Source organism: Barnesiella sp. An22 (assembly GCF_002159975.1).
In the GTDB taxonomy this organism is placed as follows: domain Bacteria; phylum Bacteroidota; class Bacteroidia; order Bacteroidales; family Barnesiellaceae; genus Barnesiella; species Barnesiella merdigallinarum.
The window spans coordinates 95,050-113,680 of the sequence record NZ_NFJR01000006.1 but is presented as its reverse complement, the minus strand read 5'-3'; the positions used below and the strand labels follow the sequence as shown (position 1 = coordinate 113,680).

Sequence of the window (18,631 nt, the reverse complement as noted above, 5' to 3'; positions counted from 1 at the left end):
TTTATTTGTCGGGATTTTCGGCGTGATAGGCATCGACGGCTTTCTTGACCGAGCCGTGCAGGAGCAGCAGCCGTTTGGCGTGCTCGTAGTCCATGCCCAGCTCTTCGGATACCATGCGGGTACCGCGGTCTACCAGCTTCTGGTTCGAGAGCTGCATGTTGACCATGCGGTTGCCCTTGACCCGTCCCAACTGAATCATCACCGAGGTGGTAATCATGTTGAGAATCATCTTTTGTCCCGTGCCCGATTTCATGCGCGAGCTGCCGGTTACATACTCGGGACCCACAATCATCTCGATAGGCACATCGGCCTCGTGCGAGATGGGCGAGTCGGGGTTGCTCGAGATGGAGCCGGTGAGGATGCCGTGCTCGCGGGCGGCCCGCAGGGCCCCGATGACGTAGGGGGTAGTACCCGAAGCGGCGATGCCGATGACGGTATCTTTGGTGTTGATGTGGTGTTCCTGCAACTCTTCCCAGCCGCGGTTCATGTCGTCCTCGGCATTCTCGACCGGGTTGCGCAGGGCGATGTCGCCGCCGGCAATGAGTCCGATGACCAGCGTGGGCGGCATGCCGAACGTGGGGGGAATCTCCGAAGCGTCGAGTACACCCAGCCGTCCGCTGGTGCCGGCACCCATGTAGAAGATGCGGCCGCCCTGTTTCATGCGGGGTACGATTTGGGTGACGAGTTTCTCGATTTGGGGGATGGCCTTTTGTACGGCCAGGGCTACCTTCTGGTCTTCGGTATTGATCTCTTCCAGAATCTCACGGACCGATTTTTTTTCGAGGTTGTCGTATAGAGACGGTTGCTCGGTGATTTTCACGAATGCCATAGCGATTGCGTTTTATAGGGTTGAATGATATTCGACAAGACCCTCCATGGGGCTTTTGATAATGGTGCCCAGCTCGATTTGCAGGGCGTTGGCGGCCTCCTCGAGCACCTCCTTGTAGTAGTAGGCGATGGAGCCGATGAAGTGCACCTTCACGTTTTTGTAGTCGTACTGCATGACGTTGCGGGTGAAGAAGTTCTTGAAGCCGTTGAGCACGATGCGGTGTATGCAGGGCTCCTCGATATTCTCGATGAGGAAGGGCGAAACCGAAGCCAGGAACCGGTTGGGGAAGGGCTTCTTGTAGACCCGGTCGAGAATCTCCTTGGGGGTGAGGTCGAAGCGTTTGAGAAACTTCTCCTTCAACTCGGGGGTAAGCTGGTTCTTGAGGCAGTCGCCCACCAGCAGCTTGCCCAGTACGGCGCCGCTGCCTTCGTCGCCCAGGATGTAGCCCAGAGGCGATATGTTGTCGACAATCTCTTTGCCGTCGTAGTAGCACGAGTTCGAGCCGGTGCCCATGATGCAGGCGATGCCCGGCTTGTGGCCGCACAGGCTGCGGGCGGCGGCCAGCAGGTCGCTGCCTATCTCGATGTGCGCGTCGGGTATGTGGCGGGCGATGGCCTGCTCGACAATGGCATTCTTCTCGGGGAAGGCACAGCCTGCACCGTAGAAGTAGACGGCATCGATTTTCAAGCCCTCGAGGTGAGGCATGAGTTTGTCTTTGACTACGAGGCTAATCTCCTCCTCGGTCTGGAAAAACGGGTTGGTACCCTCGGTAGTAATTCGTTTGACGGGAGCGCCCTGGTTTACTACACACCAGTCGGTTTTGGTTGAACCGCTATCTGCTATAATAATCATATCTTTATATATATTTTCTTTTTATACAAAACATATCCTACGAGCCAGTTTACCCCGATGAAGAGCAGGGCGAAGATGAGCGAGGCGAAGGTCTCGTCGCCAAACAGGGGTACGAGCCACTCGTTGTAGATGACCCCCTTCAGCGTCATGGCCGTGCCGCCGTAGGTGACGTAGATGTTGCCCAGGAGGATGCTCAGCACGCCGCCCAGCACATACATGAACAGGGGGTTGATGCCGAAGGCTTCGAAGAAGCGGCTCCACCTTTTGTAGCCTTTGATGTCGATAATCCAGATGAGCAGGGCCAGCGCACTGGCGGCGAGCCCGCAGGTGGTGAGGGCGAAGGTGGGCGACCATATCTTTTTGCTGATGGGGCAGCCATACTCGAGCAGCAGGCCCGCAAAGGTGAGTATGGTACCGGCGATGAAGAGGTTTTGCATGCGCACGGCATTGTCTTTGGTGTGCATGATGAGGCCTCCGCAGAATACGCCTATCAGCACGTGGCATATCGACGGGATGGTGCTGAGCAGACCTTCGGGGTCGAAGGCCAGGCCGCTGTCGTGATACATGTGATTGGTACCCAGCACGGCGCGGTCGACTACCGAGATGATGTTATCTTCGGAGAACTCGAATCCCCGGCCCGTAACCAGCACGACAAAGTAGGCCAGCAGGGTCACGATGACGATGTGCGGGATATACTTGTGCTTGACCAGCAGCGACACGAAGGCGGCCACGCCGTAGCAGATGGCCAGACGGGGCATCACGCCCAGGATGCGCAGGTGATCGAAGTTCCACATCGACCGGCCCAGACGCTCGAGCCACGGCAGCGACTCTTCGCCCAGTTGGTGATAGTTGCGCATGGTCAACCCGAACCACGCGATGGCCAAGCCGATGGCAAAGATGACAATCGTGCGGCGAATGATTTTCCAGGCCACCGGCCCCGATAGTTTGAAATCGAACTTCCGCAGCGACATGTAGGTCGATATACCCATGATGAACATGAAGAAGGGGAAGACGAGGTCGGTAGGGGTGAGCCCTATCCACTCGGCGTGCTCCAGCGGGGCATAGATGTGACCCCATGAGCCGGGGTTGTTGACCATAATCATACCGGCTATGGTGATGCCTCGCAGGATGTCGAGCGAGAGGAGTCGTTTGCTGGGTGGGTTGTTCATGGCGTTTTTCTTTTATTTTTTAGGGGTTGTACATTGGTCTACCAGATAGACGATCGAGAGGTAGGGAATGCCTGAGTTGGTGGTCAGTCCTATCTCGCAGGTGCGGCTGTTGGAGTAGCCGGTCTTTACGCCGGCTTTCTCGAGTTGGGGTTTCAGCTTGCGCAGGGCGTAGGCGTTGACCTCGGGGTGCGTGAAGCCGCGGTCGCCGGCAAATCCGCAGCAGCCCACCTCGTCGGGTACGACGACGTGGCGCGAGCAGAGCCGGGCCAGTTCGACGAGCATGTTGCCCAGGTTCATCTTCCGCATCGAGCAGGTGATGTGCACGGCGATGGGGTCGTCGATGGGGGTGAATTGCAGCTTGTCGCGCAAGAAGGTGTAGATGAACTCTACCGGTTCGTAGAGTTTGACGCGGGTCATCACCTCGCGCATGCGGTGCAGGCAGGGGCTCTGGTCGCACAGCACGGGGTAGCGCCCCTCGTGGCTGGCTTCGTAGAGGGCATCCTCCAGCTCGGCCGACTTGCGGTCGGCAATATCGCGCATGCCTTTGCTCTCCCAGATGGTGCCGCAGCAAAGGCTCTTCATGTTCTTGGGGAAGATGACTTCGTAGCCGGCCTTTTGCAGCAGGGCTACGGTCTTGTCGATAAGCGGCGTGGGGTCGGGCGAGTTTTTGGCCGGGCCCATGGTCTGGTTGATGCAACTGGGGAAGTAGACTACCTTCAGCGGTTCGGCATGTTGTTGTATCGTGTGCGGACGGTAGGGTTTGGGCATGGCCGGGGTCCACAGCGGCAGGCCCATGCGGTGCAGCGTGCGGCCTACGGCGCTCATCGATTTGTCGCCCAGCAGGGAGTGTGCCACATTGGCCAGGTAGAGCACCGGACGGATGCTGGCTTTGGTACCGGCAAAGTGGTTGGCTACCCAGTCGCCGGTTTTGTAGCCCAGGCTTCCGGCGGGCAGGCTCTCTTCGCGCAGGTCGTGGGTGAGGTCGCCCACGCTGATGCCCATCGGGCACGACATGGAGCAGAGTCCGTCGCCGGCGCAGGTGGCGTTGCCCAGATATTTGTATTGTTTCAGCAGGGTTTGCATGCGCGCCTGACTCTCGGCGTCGGCCAGGTGGCTCAACCGGGAGATTTCACGCCGGATGACGATGCGTTGGCGCGACGAGAGCGAGAAGCCGCAGGTGAGGCAGTTGACCTCGCAGAAGCCGCACTCGATGCAACGGTCTACGTGGGCGTTGGTGAGCGGCATGGGTTTGAAGTTCTTCAGGTGGCAGCGCGGGTCGTCGTTGAAGATGACACCGGGGTTGAGCAACCCCTTGGGGTCGAAGAGCTCTTTGACGGCCTTCATGTAGCCGAATGCCTTTTCGCCCCACTCGTATTTGACGAAGGGAGCCATGTTGCGGCCCGTGCCGTGTTCGGCCTTGAGCGAGCCGTCGTATTTGTCGACCACGAGGCTCTTCACCTCGTCCATCAGTCGCTCGTAGCGGGTCACCTGTTCGGGCGTGTCGAACGACTGGCTGATGATGAAGTGGTAGTTACCCTCCAGAGCATGGCCGTAGATGCAGGCATCGTCGTAGCCGTTCTCTTCGAGCAGGGCCTGCAGGTCGGCAGTAGCCTCGGGCAGGTCGTTGATGGGGAAGGCCACATCCTCGATGAGTACGGTGGTGCCCAGTTGGCGGGTGCCGCCTACCGAGGGGAAGATGCCCGAGCGGATGGCCCAGTATTTCGAGTACTCCTCGGGCTTGTCGGTGAAGTGTATGGGTGTGGCCGTCTGGAAGGGGGCCAGTATCTTTTTGATGGCCTCGATGTTGGCCTGGAGCTCTTCGGGCGAGTCGGCTTTGGTCTCGGTGAGCACGGCGGTGAGCCCTGTGCCGGTGGTGTCGCCCACCGAGGCGAGCGACTTCTTGTCGAGCATCTCGGCACTGAATACCGGGCCCTGTTTCATGGCCACGACGGCGTGGCAAGCCTCCTTGATGTCGTTGAAATAGAGCATGGCGCTGGCCGAGCAGGGGTAGTCGTGCTCGGTCTTCATCGTCACTTCGGAGAGGAAGGCGAGCGTACCTTCCGAGCCCACCATGAGGTGGGCGATGAGGTCGAACGGGTCGTCGTAGGTGACGAAGGGGAGCAGGTTGAGGCCGGTTACGTTTTTGATGGAGTATTTCCGGCGGATGCGCTCGCTCAGGGCCTGGTCGGCCCGGATGTCGTCGCGCAACTCGACGAGCCGTTTCAAGAAGTCGGGGTGGCTCTGCTCAAAAGCCTGTCGGCTGGCGGGATCGCCCGTGTCGAGGCGAGTCCCGTCGGCCAGGACGATTTTGGCCGACAGCAGCTCCTTGTCGCTGTTGGCGTGGGTGCCGCAGTTCATGCCCGAGGCGTTGTTCATCACAATGCCTCCTACCATGGCCGATTTTACCGAGGCGGGGTCGGGTGCGAATTTTCTGCCATAGGGTTTCAATATTTCATTCACACGGGCCCCGATGATGCCGGGCTGGAGCGTGATGCGCGTATGGTCGTCCGAGATGGCGTATTGTTCCCAGTTCTTGCCGGCAACAATCAGTATCGAGTCGCTTATGCTCTGTCCCGAGAGCGAGGTCCCGGCAGCTCTGAAAGTTACCGGCAAGGCATACTTGTCGGCCAGGGCCAGCAGCCGGGCCACCTCAGCCTCGTTTTTCGATCGGATTACGATCTGAGGGATAAGGCGATAAAATCCGGCATCGGTACCCCACGCCAGCAGGCGCAGTTCGTCGGTGTAGATACGGTCTTGGGGAATGAATGTCCCGACCTCTTTCAGATAAGCGTTGTACTTTTGATCTTTCATCTCGGTCTGTTACTTGGTGTTACTTATAAAGATAGTATTTGCGTGACAATTTCTTGAAGCTCTCTACATCTTTATACCAGTAGTCCTTGATGTCGTCGAAGCGGTAGTTCTTGGAGAACCGCTCGCGTATCTGGTTGCTGCCGCACACCTTGTCGAACATGTCGAAACGCTTTTCGGTTTCGGGCCCGAAAGCCTTCTTGTCGGGGTACATGGCAGCCAACTCCTGCAAGATGTAGAACTGGACCTCGGAGAGGCGAGCCTTCCGATAGTCGAGGATGTGCACTTGTACTCCCTGCAAGTGTTCGCCCTGCCCGAAAGCGTAGAAGGGCTTCAGGTGTATGGGGCGGAACTTGATGCCCGGCAACTCGAGCGCGTTCATGCGGTCGGCCAGCTTCTCGGCGTCGATCCACTGGGCGGCAAACATCTGGAACGGAATGGTGTACCCCACGCCTATCGACAGATAGGGCAACTCGCCCACGATACCCGACAGGGGGTAGAAGTAGGCCGAGTGGGGGTGCGGAATATGGGGCGACGAGGGTATCCATTGCAGCCCCGTCTGGGCATAGTCCATATTGCGTTTCCAGTGTTTCATGGGTACGACCGTGAGCTTGCAGTCCTTGGCCAACATGTGTTCGCCCACCAGCATGCGAGCCAGCTCGCCGCAGGTGAGTCCGTAGACGTAGGGAATCTTGAACTGGCTCACGAAGGAGAAGTAGCCGTCCTCGACGATGTTGCCTTCGACCTTCTCGCCCCCGATGGGGTTGGGACGGTCGAGCACGACAAACTCGATGCCGTTTTCGGCGGCAGCCTCCATGGCTACCCCCATGGTGCTGATGTAGGTGAACGAGCGGCAGCCTATGTCTTGGATGTCATAGACGAGCACATCGATGCCCTTGAGCATCTCGGGGGTAGGTTTGCGGGTCTTCCCGTACAGCGAATAGACGGGTAGTCCGGTCGAGGGATCGGTCGAGTTCTCTACCTTGTCGCCGGCATGCACGTCGCCGCGCACACCGTGTTCGGGACCGTAGAGGGCTACCAGATTGACGTTGGGAGCTTCAAACAGGATATCGATGGTCGATTTCAGCGAATTGTCCACCCCCGTAGGGTTGGTGATGAGACCGACTCTTTTCCCCTCCAGTATCTTGAAGTTATCTTTTTTCAGAACCTCGATTCCTGTCATTGTTTTCTGTGCACTCAATCCTCCTGCAAAAATTGCAATCAGGCACAAAATTATATACTTTTTTAATGTCATAGACTTTCTTTTTGCTATTTTGTTACTGTTTCATTTTCGTTTGCATCCTTCTTGCCGTAGTTGGGGTCGATTTTGATGAAGGCACACACGGCGATGGTGGCGGCGCAGCAAATCATTACCCAGTAGAAGAAGTGTTTATACCCGATGAGCTCTTGCAGCCAACCGGCAGCCATGCCCGGCAACATCATGCCCAGAGCCATGAAGGCGGTACAGATGGCATAGTGGGCGGTCTTGTGCTCGCCGTCGGAGAAGTAGATGAGGTAGAGCATGTAGGCGGTGAAGCCGAAGCCGTAGCCAAACTGCTCGATGAAGACGCAGAGGTTGATGATGAAGAGACTGTCGGGCTGGTAGTAGCTGAGGTAGACAAAGGTGGCGCAGGTGAGCGAGATGCTCCAGGCCATGGGCCAGAGCCATTTGCGCAGGCCGCCTTTGGCTGCTACGATACCGCCGATGATGCCGCCGACGGTGAGGCCCAGGATGCCGATGGTACCGTAGACCAGACCTACCTGGCCGGTGGTCAGACCCAGACCGCCCAGCTCTTTGGGGTCGAGCAGGAAGGGGTTGATGAGTTTCACCAGCTGTGCCTCGGGCAGACGGTAGAGCAGCATGAAGAGGACGGCCACCCATACCTGTTTCTTCTTGAAGAAGGTGACGAAGGTGGCGAAGAACTCCTTGAAGATGTTCGAGGCGGTAGCCTCGCATACGGCCCGGTCGGAAGCGGGTTTGGGCAGAATGTATTTGTGATACAGGCAGATGGCGATGAAGAAACCGGCCAGTACGAAGAAGGTGATGGACCAGGCCAGGGCGATGTTGCCCGAGGTCGACTCGAACGAAGCCGACGAAGCCTCTTTCAGTTTCGGGTCTACCTGTATGGTGATGTAGGCGGGTTTGTTCCAGTTGTCGGCGTTGAACTCGATGCGGTCGCCCTGAGTGAGGAAGATACTCTGGTCACCCGTTTTGTGCACGGTGTTGAGTACCACCTTTTCGCCGGGTTTGGGCTGTTGCGAGAGGCATACCTTGATGACCCCGATGTTGCCGGTGAGCTGGTGTTGGGTGCGCTCGCGGTTTTCACCGAAGGTGTTCTTGATGAAGAGCTCGAACTTGCTGAGCTCCTGACCCTTTGCGGCGGTGCTGCTCTGGGTCGTGGCGGCCGTCTCGGGAGCGGCGAAACCGTTGGCGATGTTCTGCTGTTTTACCCAGGCATTTACCGAGTCGACTTGGGCGGGATTGGCCGCGGTACCTATCTCGAGCACGGCAGGCGTGGCCACGAAGTGCATCTCGTCGTTGTTGCTGTCGGTCACGTAGTCGGTCGAGGGGAGGGCGATTTCACTGGCATACTTCGGGCCGGCCTTCACCTCGAGCGACAGAGGGGTAAGGCCCGTGTTCGACTCGAGCAGTCCGGCCAGAATCACCAGCAATCCCTGCCCGGCGATGGTGGCCACCCGGTAGAAGGTGCTGCGGATGCCCACATACATGGCCTGGTCGTGGGTGTCGAGGGCCAGCATGTAGAAACCGTCGGCCGCAATGTCGTGCGTAGCCGAGCTGAAGGCCACCAGCCAGAAAATGGCCAGCGTGATTTGGAAGAAGTGCGGCGCGGGAATGGTGAATGCGATGCCGGCCAGGCCTGCGCCCACGAGCATCTGCATGGTCACTACCCACCACCGTTTGGTTTTCAACAGGTCGATGAAGGGGCTCCAGAAGGGTTTGATGACCCACGGCAGGTAGAGCCAACTGGTGTAGAGGGCGATGTCGGTATTGGAGATTCCCAGTCGTTTGTACATGATGACCGAGATGGTCATCACAGCCACATAGGGCAGCCCCTGCGCAAAGTATAGCGTAGGAATCCAGGCCCAGGGCGATGTCTTTTTCTGCGAATTCATGGTTTATGTGTTAATAGAGTTTTTCAATGGTTGCTCCCGCGAAATAGTGCAGGAGGATGTGTCGGTAGTCGTATCCCTGCTCGCCCATGACGGCGGCGCCTATCTGGCAGAGTCCTACGCCGTGGCCCCAGCCGGCTCCCCGCAGCACGAAGCGTTGCGGTATGCCGTCGACCACCTCCTCGCGCTCGACGATGAAGGCCGAGCTGTACAGGTGCGAGGGCGAGAGGGTGCGGCGTATCTCCAGCTCCTTGCCGATGGTGAGGGTCTGTCGTGTGCCCTGTATCTGCAGGCGGATGAGCCGACCCGAGGTGCCCCGCTCGACGGGTTTCAGGTCGACAATCTGGCCGAAGTCGATGCCCGATTTCTCCCGGATGAGTGCCGCCAGCTCCTGTTGGGTGTAGGCCACGCTCCAGCGGTAGAAGTCGGTCGTCTCCTGGTCGTAGTTGTTGAGTACCTGCGAGAGCACCCGTTTGTCGGTGGTGTTGCAGAAGGCCTCGGGCGATTCGCAAATCCAGCGGCGGGCATTCTCCTCGACGGTCAGGTCGGGGAAGTCGTGCTCGTTGCGGTCGTCGCGCAGGGCGACGAGGTAGGGAAAGTCGCGGTTTTCCCAGCACGAAGAGAAGCGCTCCATCACGCCGCCGCAACACTTCGAGAAGCGGGCGTCGCATATCTGGCCGTCGTAGGTGAGTATCTCGCCCCGGGTGGCCTCGATGGCCTGCCCCACGATGGGCGTGGATTCGCGGGTGATGCCCTGGTAGCGCTGGCAGTGGTCGTCGGCGCAGACGTCGAAGCGGTCGTGGTCCTCCCGGTCGTACCAGCGGATGAGCTCGTGATCGGTGCGGAAGCACGAGACGGGTTTCTGCCCGGCCAGCGCCTTGTTCTTCTGTATTTGAGCCAGCAGCCAACTGCGGGAGATGACGGCGTGCGACTTGAGCAGCTCGAGCGAGGCGGTGGCGCTCATCTCCGACGAGATGACGCTGAGCAGATACTCTTCGATGCCCAGCTCGTTGATGGCGGTGAGGCGGTCGCCCTCGACAATCAGCTTCAGGGCTCCCCTGAAGGTCTGGTCTTCGCGGCGCTCCCAGTGGAATTTCACCCCTATGGTCACCCCCTTGAGGCAGAACGAGTGGTCGGCCTCCTGCGGGGTGAAGAGGAGCTGGTCGTACAATCCGCCGTTCCAGCCGATGCGCCCCTGCTCGATGCGGGCCGTTTGGGCCCCTTCGACCGGGAGGCCGCCCTGCAGATAGGTGCCGTTGAGGACGAACTCGATGGTTTCGCCCGACATGATTCCTACGGTTACCGATGGCTCTTTCATGGCTGTGCTATTTGAGTTTTTGGGCTATTTGGTTCATTTTCTCCCGGTCGAGGCATACCTCGGCGAGTATCTGGGCCAGGTCGTCGGCCGTGATTTTCTCGAAATCTTTCTCGAGCGGGGTGATGAATACACCACCCATATCGACCGATGCGGGGCTGAGCAGGATGTTGTCGTCGCCCTCGGCAAAGTAGCACGAGGGGCGATGCTGGGCCCGCGGGAAGATGGCGACCGACCAGCGGTCGGTGTCGTACCAGGCGAGCACGTTCATCATGGGCTCCGTTTCGTCGGGTTTCACCTCGAGCGTCTGGTAGAGCTTGTCGAAGAGGGCCCGGGCGTCGTCGGCCCCGGTGGCTTCGATGAGGAAGAAGGGGCAGATGTACTCCTCGACCAGACTCAGCCGGGCCGAGCCCTGGGTAATCACCGGCGTGCGGTGGCAGGAGGCTACCACGTCGCACAGCGGCAGGAAACCTTTGTTGCCGGCCTGGAAGTGGGCGTGGTCGGGAGCCGAGGCTCCGCATTTGGGTCCGTTGTAGAAGAGCACAAAGTCGTCGGCCTCGCGAGCCAGACGCAGCATGTCGCCGAACCGGCTGCCGATGAGTTGCGGCGTGTGGCGGTTGACCGGGATGGTGAAGTGCTTGGGGAAGATGGGGAAGGGGTTGATGAGCCACGTGTACTCCCCGTCGGGCAGCCCGTGCTGTACCTCGGGCCGGTTCTCGACGCAGAGGAAACACTTGCGCTCCTTCAACGATTTCGTGTCGACCTTGGCCGCCGACGAAACGATGCGGGCCGGGTTGAACTGCACCTTGACCGTGCAGCCCCCCAGCGGTATCTCCTTGACCCGTACCGACTCCAGTGCCTGGTAGTTGTTGCGGGCCGAATCCCACACGGCGAGCTGGTCGTCGAGCAGGCGTTCGATATGTTTCGATGTCAGTTCCATACCGGTTTATTTTTTATTCATGGCCACCCGGGCTTGCAGCTCCCAGGTGCGGATGCGGTCTTTGTAGAGGTTGTTGGCGTTCATCTTCTCGATGCTGAGCGAGGCGTCGGAGTTGTCGTCCCAGCGGCGGCACAGGTATACCACGTCGTAGACGCGGCCTATCTGGTAGCGGCGCGAGATGTTCAGACCCAGGGCGTAGTCTTCGCCGTAGCTGGTGTTGGGCACCTTCACCTTGCGCAGAAGCGGGGTGTAGAAGGCGCGCGGAGCACCCAGGCCGTTGATGCGCAGGGCGTTGTTGCGGCCGTTTTCGGGGGTCCACTCCTTGTGGTCGATGATGCCCGGGGCAATCATGTTCATGTGGAAGTCGGTCATCATGTAGGTACCTACCACCATGCCGCAGTTCTGCTCGTAGAAGGCGTTGACCATGGTTTGCAGGGTGTGCTCGTCCTTGTAGACGTCGTCGCTGTCGAGCTGCACGGCAAACTTGCCGCACTTGGGGTGATGCACGCCCAGGTTCCAGCAGCCGCCTATGCCCAGGTCGTTGCGCTCGGGAATGAGGTGGACGACCCGCTCGTCGGCCGCAAAGCGGTCGATGGCCTCGGTGGTGCCGTCGGTCGAGTGGTTGTCGATGATGATGAGGTTGAATTTGAAGTTGGTCTGCTGCTTCAGTACCGACTCGATGGCATCGGCAATGGTGCGTACGCGGTTGCGCACGGGAATGATGACCGAAGCCTCGTATTCGAAGTTACCCTCGTCGAAGGCAATCTTCTCGAAACGGGGCTCGAGGTATCCACCGATGGCCTTGAGGTGCTCGGTGCAGGCGGCCTCCATCTCAATCTGTACGCCCCGGTTCTTGGGGTCGACGTAGTCGAAAATCTTCTCGCCGCTCTTGCGGTTGTCGTTCTCGACTTCGGAGTAGAGATACTCGTTGATGTGTACCAGCGAAGCCTTTTGCGACAGCTTCAGACGCAGGTCGTAGAGACCGGCAAACTGGAAGTCGGTGGTCATGCGCGAGGCGGCCTCCCGGAAGGCGGCGGCGTTGAAGAGCAGCAGCGACCCGAAGTTGAAGTCGTCGCGCAGACTGCCGTACTGGTAGTCGATGACGGGGGCCTTCTCCTGTTTACCGTCGGTCACGTGGTACGAGTCGGCGTAGGCCATGCCGGCCTGGGAGTCGTCGGCGATGCGCACCATGCGCTCGAGGGCGAAGTAGCCCAGTTCGAGGGTGGTGTATTTGGTGTAGAGTAGGGTGTAGTCGGCATCGCTGCGGTCGGCTATCGCGTGCAGCGTGGCCGAGGCGTTGAGGCTGGTTACCGGCAGAAGTTCACACCCCTCTACCGCTTCTTGATTCTTTTCGGTGGCGAGCAGGTAGATGCTCTTCACATGTTCGCAGGCCCGCAGCCCTTTTACGGTTTCGCTTACCTGAGCCTGGCTCGAGAAAGGAATGAAACAGTTGATTGTTTTCATAACTGGAGTTTTATTTTTGTTTATTCGTTTTATAATCGATGACAAGCAGCCCTATCTCGCCGCCGGTGGCGGAGAAGAGGCAATGCTCTTTCGAAAGGGGCACGAGGGTGCTGATGAGCGAGTTGCCCACCTTGTGCTTCCACAATACCCGGCCGGTGCGGGCGTCGAGGCCGAACATGAGTCCGTTTTTGGTGCTACCGAAGACCACGCCCTCTTTCTCGACGGGCATCGAGGGGGCGTGTTCGTAGCCGAAGCCCACGTTCGAGGCCCACAGCTTTTGCGGGTGGTCGGCGGTAGCCGAGTAGCAGACCACGCTGTCGTTCATCGTCTTGCTGTAGATGCGGCGGTTGTCTTCCGACAGCCCGATGGTCTCGCGCACCATCGACTCTTTGGTGCGCCATACGGTGGCCCCGGTGCGGAGGTCGATAGCCGAGAGCACCCGCTCGGGGTCGGCCACAAACACCTTGCCGTGGGCACCTACGGGCCATACGGCAGCGGCCGAGTAGAATTTGCCCGGTTTGCCGTCGCGCCACTTCCACACTTCACGGCCGGTTTTCAGGTCGAGGGCATAGAGGTTCTTGTCCCACGCCCCGAATATGACGAGCCCGTCGTAGACGAGCGGTTTGGTTTCGATGTATCCGGCCACCCCTTCGTAGGTCCAGACGGCTTGCCCCGAGTGGAGGTCGATGGCTCTGAAGCAGTGGTCGCTGCCACCGATATAGGCTACCCCCTTGTGCAGGGTCACGGCGCCCAGCACGGGGGCGTCGGTCTGGACTTTCCACAGCAGTCGGCCGGTGGTGGCGTCGAGTCCGTAGATACACATGTCGGCCGAGCCGAATACCACCACGTTGTCGTCGGCCGCGGGGGTGCCCACGATGCGCATGCCGCTCTTGAACCGCCACAGCTCCTTGCCGTCGGCGAGGGCGTAGCAGGCGAGGGTGCCCGAGTCGTCGCCCACGTAGACCTTGCGGTCCCAGCAGGCGGGCGAGGAGAATATCTCATAGCCGCACTTGACCAGCCACTGCTCCTTGACCTGGGGATACTCGAGGTTCACCGAGTAGTCGGGGCGGGGATAGCCGGCGTTGCTTTTGTCGAAGTTGGGGCCGGTCATGGTGTAGCCTCCCCGGCGCACCGGTTCCCGGCCTATCTGCTGTTCGTAGATGAGGATGGAGTCGGGGGTCACCTCGCAGAGCGAGTAGCCGCCGACGGGGGCTTTGTCGCGCAGGTTCGACCGGCAGAGAATGCCGGGTATGCCGTCGTATTTCAGATTCAGGTATTGGTGGTAGTGGCCGCCCATGACGAGGCGGATGTTGTAGGGACGGATGGCGTCGGTCACGTCGTACCAGTTGTCGACGTCGCCCGGCTGGAGGGGATAGTGAGTGACAATGATGACAGGCTTCTCCGGACCGGCGGCACTCAGTTCGCGCTTGAGCCAGTCGATGTCTTGCGGAGCCACGTGGCCGTCGGCCATGCGGATGATGGGACCCGAGTTCATGCCCAGGAAGAGCACACCGTCGTGCTCGAACCGGAACCGCTCGCTGCCGAAGATGCGGGCGAAATCGGTTACCCCCGACTCGCTCCACTTCGTTTCGTGGTTGCCCGGCACGATGTAGTAGGGAACCTCGAGCCGGTCGAGCAGCGACTTGACCACCTCCATGGAGCGGCGGTCGCCCAGGTTGGTGATGTCGCCCGAGACGATGGCAAAGTCGATACCGGGTGTCGCGTTGATCTGGTCGACCGATCGGGCCAGGTCGTTGCAGGGCAGTGAGTCGCCGGCGGTGATGTGGATGTCGGTGAGGAAGGCAAACTTGAAGTCGGCCGCCTGACTGCCAATGACCAGCAGGAGAAGGGAGAGTGAGAGGAGAAATCGTTTCATGGGTTGTTTATCGGTCGTTTGAGTTTTCGTTGAAGGTAGAGAGTATGGCATTCATGAGCGCGTCGCGTTGGACTTCGCTTTTGATAGTCTCGAAGGGGTAGCCCAGCACGCAGGTGCTGTATGTATCGCCCCGGTAGAAGATGCCGGCGCTGATGTTGTTCTCGCCATAGCGCTGTATGGTGTAGCTGCCCTTGCCGAAGGGTTCGATGCCGTCGGGCGACTCTACGGCGTAGCACTGGGCGTTGGGGGTGTGGTAATACTCGAAGTCGAGCTTGCCGAAGCGGGCAAAGGGCGAGGCTGCCGGTTTCACCCGACCGCTCACCGAGGCTTGCCCGGTGCGCCAGGTGTAGTGCAGCACCTGGTTGGCAAACTGCTGTCCCAGCGTGTCGGCCTCGTGGTTGTCCCACAGGTCGGTACCTACGTAGGCCCCCGAGACGAAGAGGTTGCCGCCCCCGTTGCAGTAGCGGGTGATGGCCTCGCGCAGCGGCCGGTCGAAGGTCTTGAAGGCGTAGCCGCTGGTGCCCCGGCCCATCGTGACCTGTTTCTCCTTGCCGAGTATGAGGTCGGCCATGCGGTAGCGACTCGGGTCGACAAGCTGCTCGGCTACGGCCTCGTCGCTGGTCGAGACAAAGGAGTATCCGGCCCGCACAATCGAGCGGCCATGCAGGTAGGGATAGTCGAAGGTGTTGCCGGCGATGACCTGCGTTTCGTAGTCGGCGCGGCTGGCACCGAAGCCCGGGTCGTCATCGTCGCGCCAGGGGATATGGCGGCGGAACTCGTATTGTTCGCCTATGTAGTTGATGTCGCAGAGGTAGGGCACCCCGAAGTCTTTGCGGGTGTCGAAGCCCGCCGTGATGGTGTCGACCTCGAAGCTGTCGGGGCCGCTGATGCGGTCGAATCCGTTGATAACCAGCACGACTTCCTTCTCGTTGGAGGCGCGGCAGAGCGACAGCGTCTCGGAGGGGAAGCTCTCGCCGCCCCGGTTCACGGCGGTAACGCAGAAGCTGTAGATCGAGTCGGGTCGTATGGTCAGCGTGCAGGTGGTGTCGCTCACCAGGGTGCCGGCATCGAAAGCCCCGTTGCCCACCCGGGTGTAGACGATGTAGCGGTCGGGGGTGGCGGTCGGCTCGAGCGAGTCGGTCACGGCACGCCAGGCGAGGCGTATCTGGTTCGCCCCGGTAAACTCGGTGCGCAGGTGGCTCACCGGCAGGGGTTGCACGGTGTAGTCGTAGCCGTTTTGTGCGGCGATGAACTTCAAGATGCCTTTATAGACGGCCCGGGCCACGACGAAGCGGAAGCGTGGGTCGAGGCCGTAGCGCATGTCGGCAAAGTTCTGGTGCGAGAGCAACTCGAGCAGCATGGTGGGTACCTCGGGCACGCGGGCTTCGAAGTACGACTTGTTCCACATGCCCCGGCGGCTCCATTGGGGTTCGTAGGTGCGGCGTATGTCGTCGGTCACTTGCGACAGCACGGCGTCGGTGAGGTAGCGCGATACTTGCCGCGGCACGTCGTGGATGTAGACTTTGCGCTCTTTCCCGGTGAAGTAGATGCCCAGGCTGCCGATAATCGAGTCGTTGAGGGTGGTGCCGGCATCGGAGTGGAAGGCAAAGGCCAGGTCTATCGGCACGTTCAGGCCCGTGCTGTCGGGCAGTACCGACGAGCCTCCGGCCAGGTAGTTGACCCACTCTCCCCGGCATTTGTAGTCGTCGACATAGTCGTTTTCGCCCTGGGTGGGCGAGTAGACCGAAGCCGGGAATCCGGCCCATTGCAGCCAGTAGCGGGCCGCTTCGGTGAAGCGGGGGTATCCGCTGGACTGGTCGGTATAGTCGATAGCGGCCAGGGTGGGGTTGCTCTCGATGCGCGAGGGGTTCACCCGGCGGGCTATGTTGCCGTAGCCACCGCCTATCTTCACGGCATCGGCCGTGACGGTGCGTCCCTTTTTACGGGCCAGGTTGCTCAACTCGATACGGGCCTCCCGGCCCCCCTCGAAGTCGAAGTGCCCCAGATAGATCCAGATGCCGCCGCCCATGGTCTGGTTGACGTGGAATTGCGATTTACCCCCTTTGTGATATACGGTGTAGAGAGCGTCGTCGGTGCTGTTTTTGACCGTGTGATAGGCCACGTAGACGGCATATCGGCCCCCCTCGGGAATCGTGGCGTGCCAACAGGCCCGTATCTCCTTGTGCGGGTCGGTGGTGGTGTGGGTCTGGCGGAAGCTCCCGTCGGTAAAGGGGTTCTGAAAATCGGTATAGACTTGTTGCCGGTGGGCGAATCCGATGCCGCCCTCCTTCCAGCGCTCTTTCCCGGCCGAGGTTTCGCGATAGGTGGCCGGGTTGTCGTTGTCGGCAATGAGTTCGTGCCCGTTGGTATCGCGCTCACGGGGCGAGAAGACGTAGGCTCCCGCCTGCTCGAGCATGGGGGTGAGGAAGGGCATGACGTAGCTCTGGGTATAGAGGTCTTCTACGGTCTGGAAGATGCGGGCGCGCTGCCACTCCCAGCGGTCGAGCGACTGCTCGAAGTAGAACCCGTGGCTCTGCCACAGGGCGATGTGGCGGTTGAGCAGCCCCCGGTCGGGGGTGTAGAGGCGGTTTACCGGCTCGACAATGGGTCGGTGACACTTGACGGCAAAGCGCTTGTGATTCTCGGCAAAGGGGATGAGTCGGCTGATTTCGTAGCCACCGGCGTAGATGGCCAGCTTCTTGTGTCTCAGATTCTTGGGGAGGATGGAGCGCACGGTGTTATAGGCCCGTTTGACCAGCTCCTCGCGGAACGGCAGGTAAGAAAACTCGTCGTTCATGACGATGACGAGGCGGTTGCCCTTCTGTTGCGAGAGCGATTTCAGCTTGATTTCGCCGATGCCGAGATGCTGGGGCTTGAGCGAGGCGAGTGCCTGCTCGACGGTCGGCTCCAGATTGCGGGCATGTGTGGGGCCGAGCAGGACTGCTATGAGGATAAGCAGGAAGATATAGCGTTTCTCTTTCATGTTTTTCGAATGGATCAATTCGGTTATTTTCCGCTCCTCTTGTCGGGTAGCTCCGATTTGGGCCGTGCCAAAGAGCCACCGTCGGTGTCGGCGGGCAAAAACTATCTTTTTAGTTAATACAAATATAGGTATATTTTGATTTCGGGAACATATATTTAGTATTTTTTAATATGAATTTCCCTCCGTTTGTGAACGAAAAAAAATATGCAGAATCGAGGGTGTCGGTTCTGCATAGCTATGAGGTGCGGAAGTGGTTGAAGCTTATCCGTAAATCGAGTGGTACTCGATAAGTCCCCGCATGGGGCTCTTCTCGGTCTTTTCGATATTGAGTCCGAAATCTTTAGCCACCAGGTCGAGGATGTCGGCGTAGGTGTAGGCGAGATTTCCCATGAAGAAGACCGGGTATGACTTGTAGTCGTACTGGATGATGTTGCGCTGGAAGAACCGCATCAACTCTTCGTAGACCAGGTTGAACGCGTATTTGTTGTCGAGGTGGTCTTTGAGGAAGTAGGAGAAGGTCGACAGCGACCGGTTGGGGAAGGGGTGGTTGTAGATCGAGTCGAGAATCTCGTCGGGGGTGACTTTGAACTTCTCGTAGAAGGCGTCGCACAACTCTTTGGGAGCCAGATTTTTGAGGTAGTCGCTCAGGAAGCGGCGGCCCATGGCGGCCCCACTGCCCTCGTCGCCCAGAATGTAGCCGGCCGACCGTACGTTTTTGATGATGCGCTCACCGTCGTAGAGGCACGAGTTGGAGCCTGTACCCAAGATACAGGCGATACCCGGTTTGTCGATGAGCATACCGCGGGCGGCAGCCAACAGGTCGCTCTCGGCCGAGATGGGGGTCTTGAACTGGGCTACCAGCGAGGCCTCGAGTATGTTTTTCTTGTCGAGGTTGGCACATCCGGCACCGTAGAAATAGACCCGCTCCCATCTTTTCTTGAAGAAGGCTTCGGGCAGGTTGAGCCGTATGCTGTGACTGATCTCTCTACGTGTCTGAAAGAAGGGGTTTATACCTTCGGTAAAACTCCTTTCTACCACATTTTTCCCGTCGACGAGAACCCATTCCGTAGTGGTGGAACCACTTTCTGCTATAATCTTCATAAATCCAAAATCTTGATAATGGTGTTTTCTGGTATCACTCCATTAAATTAAAAAAGAGCCTGCAAGTCCTTGCCTGTGATTATGCTGGTCCTTGCATCGCTACTCTGTTGCTTATACATCACAAAGATAAAATTTCTTTCGACATTTTCCAAAAGGAATGCT

The 18,631-nt window shown here is 59.1% G+C and carries 11 protein-coding genes and 2 pseudogenes; all 13 read right to left on the bottom strand.

Annotation, left to right across the window (positions count from 1 at the left end; translation table 11 throughout):
- Position 1: 1 nt before the first annotated feature.
- Positions 2-829, bottom strand: coding sequence for an N-acetylmuramic acid 6-phosphate etherase (gene murQ, locus B5F38_RS07895; RefSeq protein ID WP_087408749.1), 828 nt, complete (start codon positions 827-829; stop codon positions 2-4).
- 12 nt (positions 830-841) lie between these two features.
- Positions 842-1,681: an ATPase gene (locus tag B5F38_RS07890; RefSeq protein WP_087408748.1), complete on the bottom strand. Its 840-nt coding sequence runs from the start codon at positions 1,679-1,681 to the stop codon at positions 842-844.
- Entirely contained in the window at positions 1,678-2,850 is a 1,173-nt protein-coding gene (locus tag B5F38_RS07885; protein WP_087408747.1) for a heparan-alpha-glucosaminide N-acetyltransferase domain-containing protein, read from the bottom strand. The genes B5F38_RS07890 and B5F38_RS07885 overlap by 4 nt, the downstream gene beginning before the upstream one ends.
- 12 nt (positions 2,851-2,862) lie before the next feature.
- Positions 2,863-5,661: an FAD-binding and (Fe-S)-binding domain-containing protein gene (locus tag B5F38_RS07880; protein ID WP_087408746.1), complete on the bottom strand. Its 2,799-nt coding sequence runs from the start codon at positions 5,659-5,661 to the stop codon at positions 2,863-2,865.
- 19 nt (positions 5,662-5,680) lie between these two features.
- On the bottom strand, positions 5,681-6,913 hold the full coding sequence (locus B5F38_RS07875; RefSeq protein ID WP_087881021.1) for a DUF1343 domain-containing protein: 1,233 nt from the start codon (positions 6,911-6,913) through the stop codon (positions 5,681-5,683).
- A 14-nt stretch (positions 6,914-6,927) separates the two neighbouring features.
- A pseudogene (locus B5F38_RS14595) lies at positions 6,928-7,731 on the bottom strand (MFS transporter); the annotation flags it as partial.
- Positions 7,732-8,301: 570 nt separating this feature from the next.
- Positions 8,302-8,793, bottom strand: a pseudogene (locus tag B5F38_RS14510) (MFS transporter); the annotation flags it as partial.
- 10 nt (positions 8,794-8,803) lie between these two features.
- A complete protein-coding gene (locus B5F38_RS07865) occupies positions 8,804-10,108 on the bottom strand; it encodes a SpoIID/LytB domain-containing protein (protein WP_087408744.1) in 1,305 nt (434 codons plus the stop codon).
- 7 nt (positions 10,109-10,115) lie between these two features.
- Positions 10,116-11,045 carry a DUF4922 domain-containing protein gene (locus B5F38_RS07860; RefSeq protein ID WP_087408743.1) on the bottom strand — a complete coding sequence of 310 codons (930 nt, stop codon included), beginning with the start codon at positions 11,043-11,045 and terminating at the stop codon, positions 10,116-10,118.
- Positions 11,046-11,051: 6 nt separating this feature from the next.
- Entirely contained in the window at positions 11,052-12,509 is a 1,458-nt protein-coding gene (locus B5F38_RS07855) for a glycosyltransferase family A protein (protein ID WP_087408742.1), read from the bottom strand.
- A 10-nt stretch (positions 12,510-12,519) separates the two neighbouring features.
- Entirely contained in the window at positions 12,520-14,385 is a 1,866-nt protein-coding gene (locus B5F38_RS07850; RefSeq protein ID WP_087408741.1) for a PQQ-binding-like beta-propeller repeat protein, read from the bottom strand.
- Between the two features lie 7 nt (positions 14,386-14,392).
- Positions 14,393-17,368, bottom strand: coding sequence for a xanthan lyase (locus B5F38_RS07845; protein WP_087408740.1), 2,976 nt, complete (start codon positions 17,366-17,368; stop codon positions 14,393-14,395).
- 261 nt (positions 17,369-17,629) lie between these two features.
- Positions 17,630-18,469: a hypothetical protein gene (locus B5F38_RS07840; RefSeq protein WP_087408739.1), complete on the bottom strand. Its 840-nt coding sequence runs from the start codon at positions 18,467-18,469 to the stop codon at positions 17,630-17,632.
- Positions 18,470-18,631: the final 162 nt, after the last annotated feature.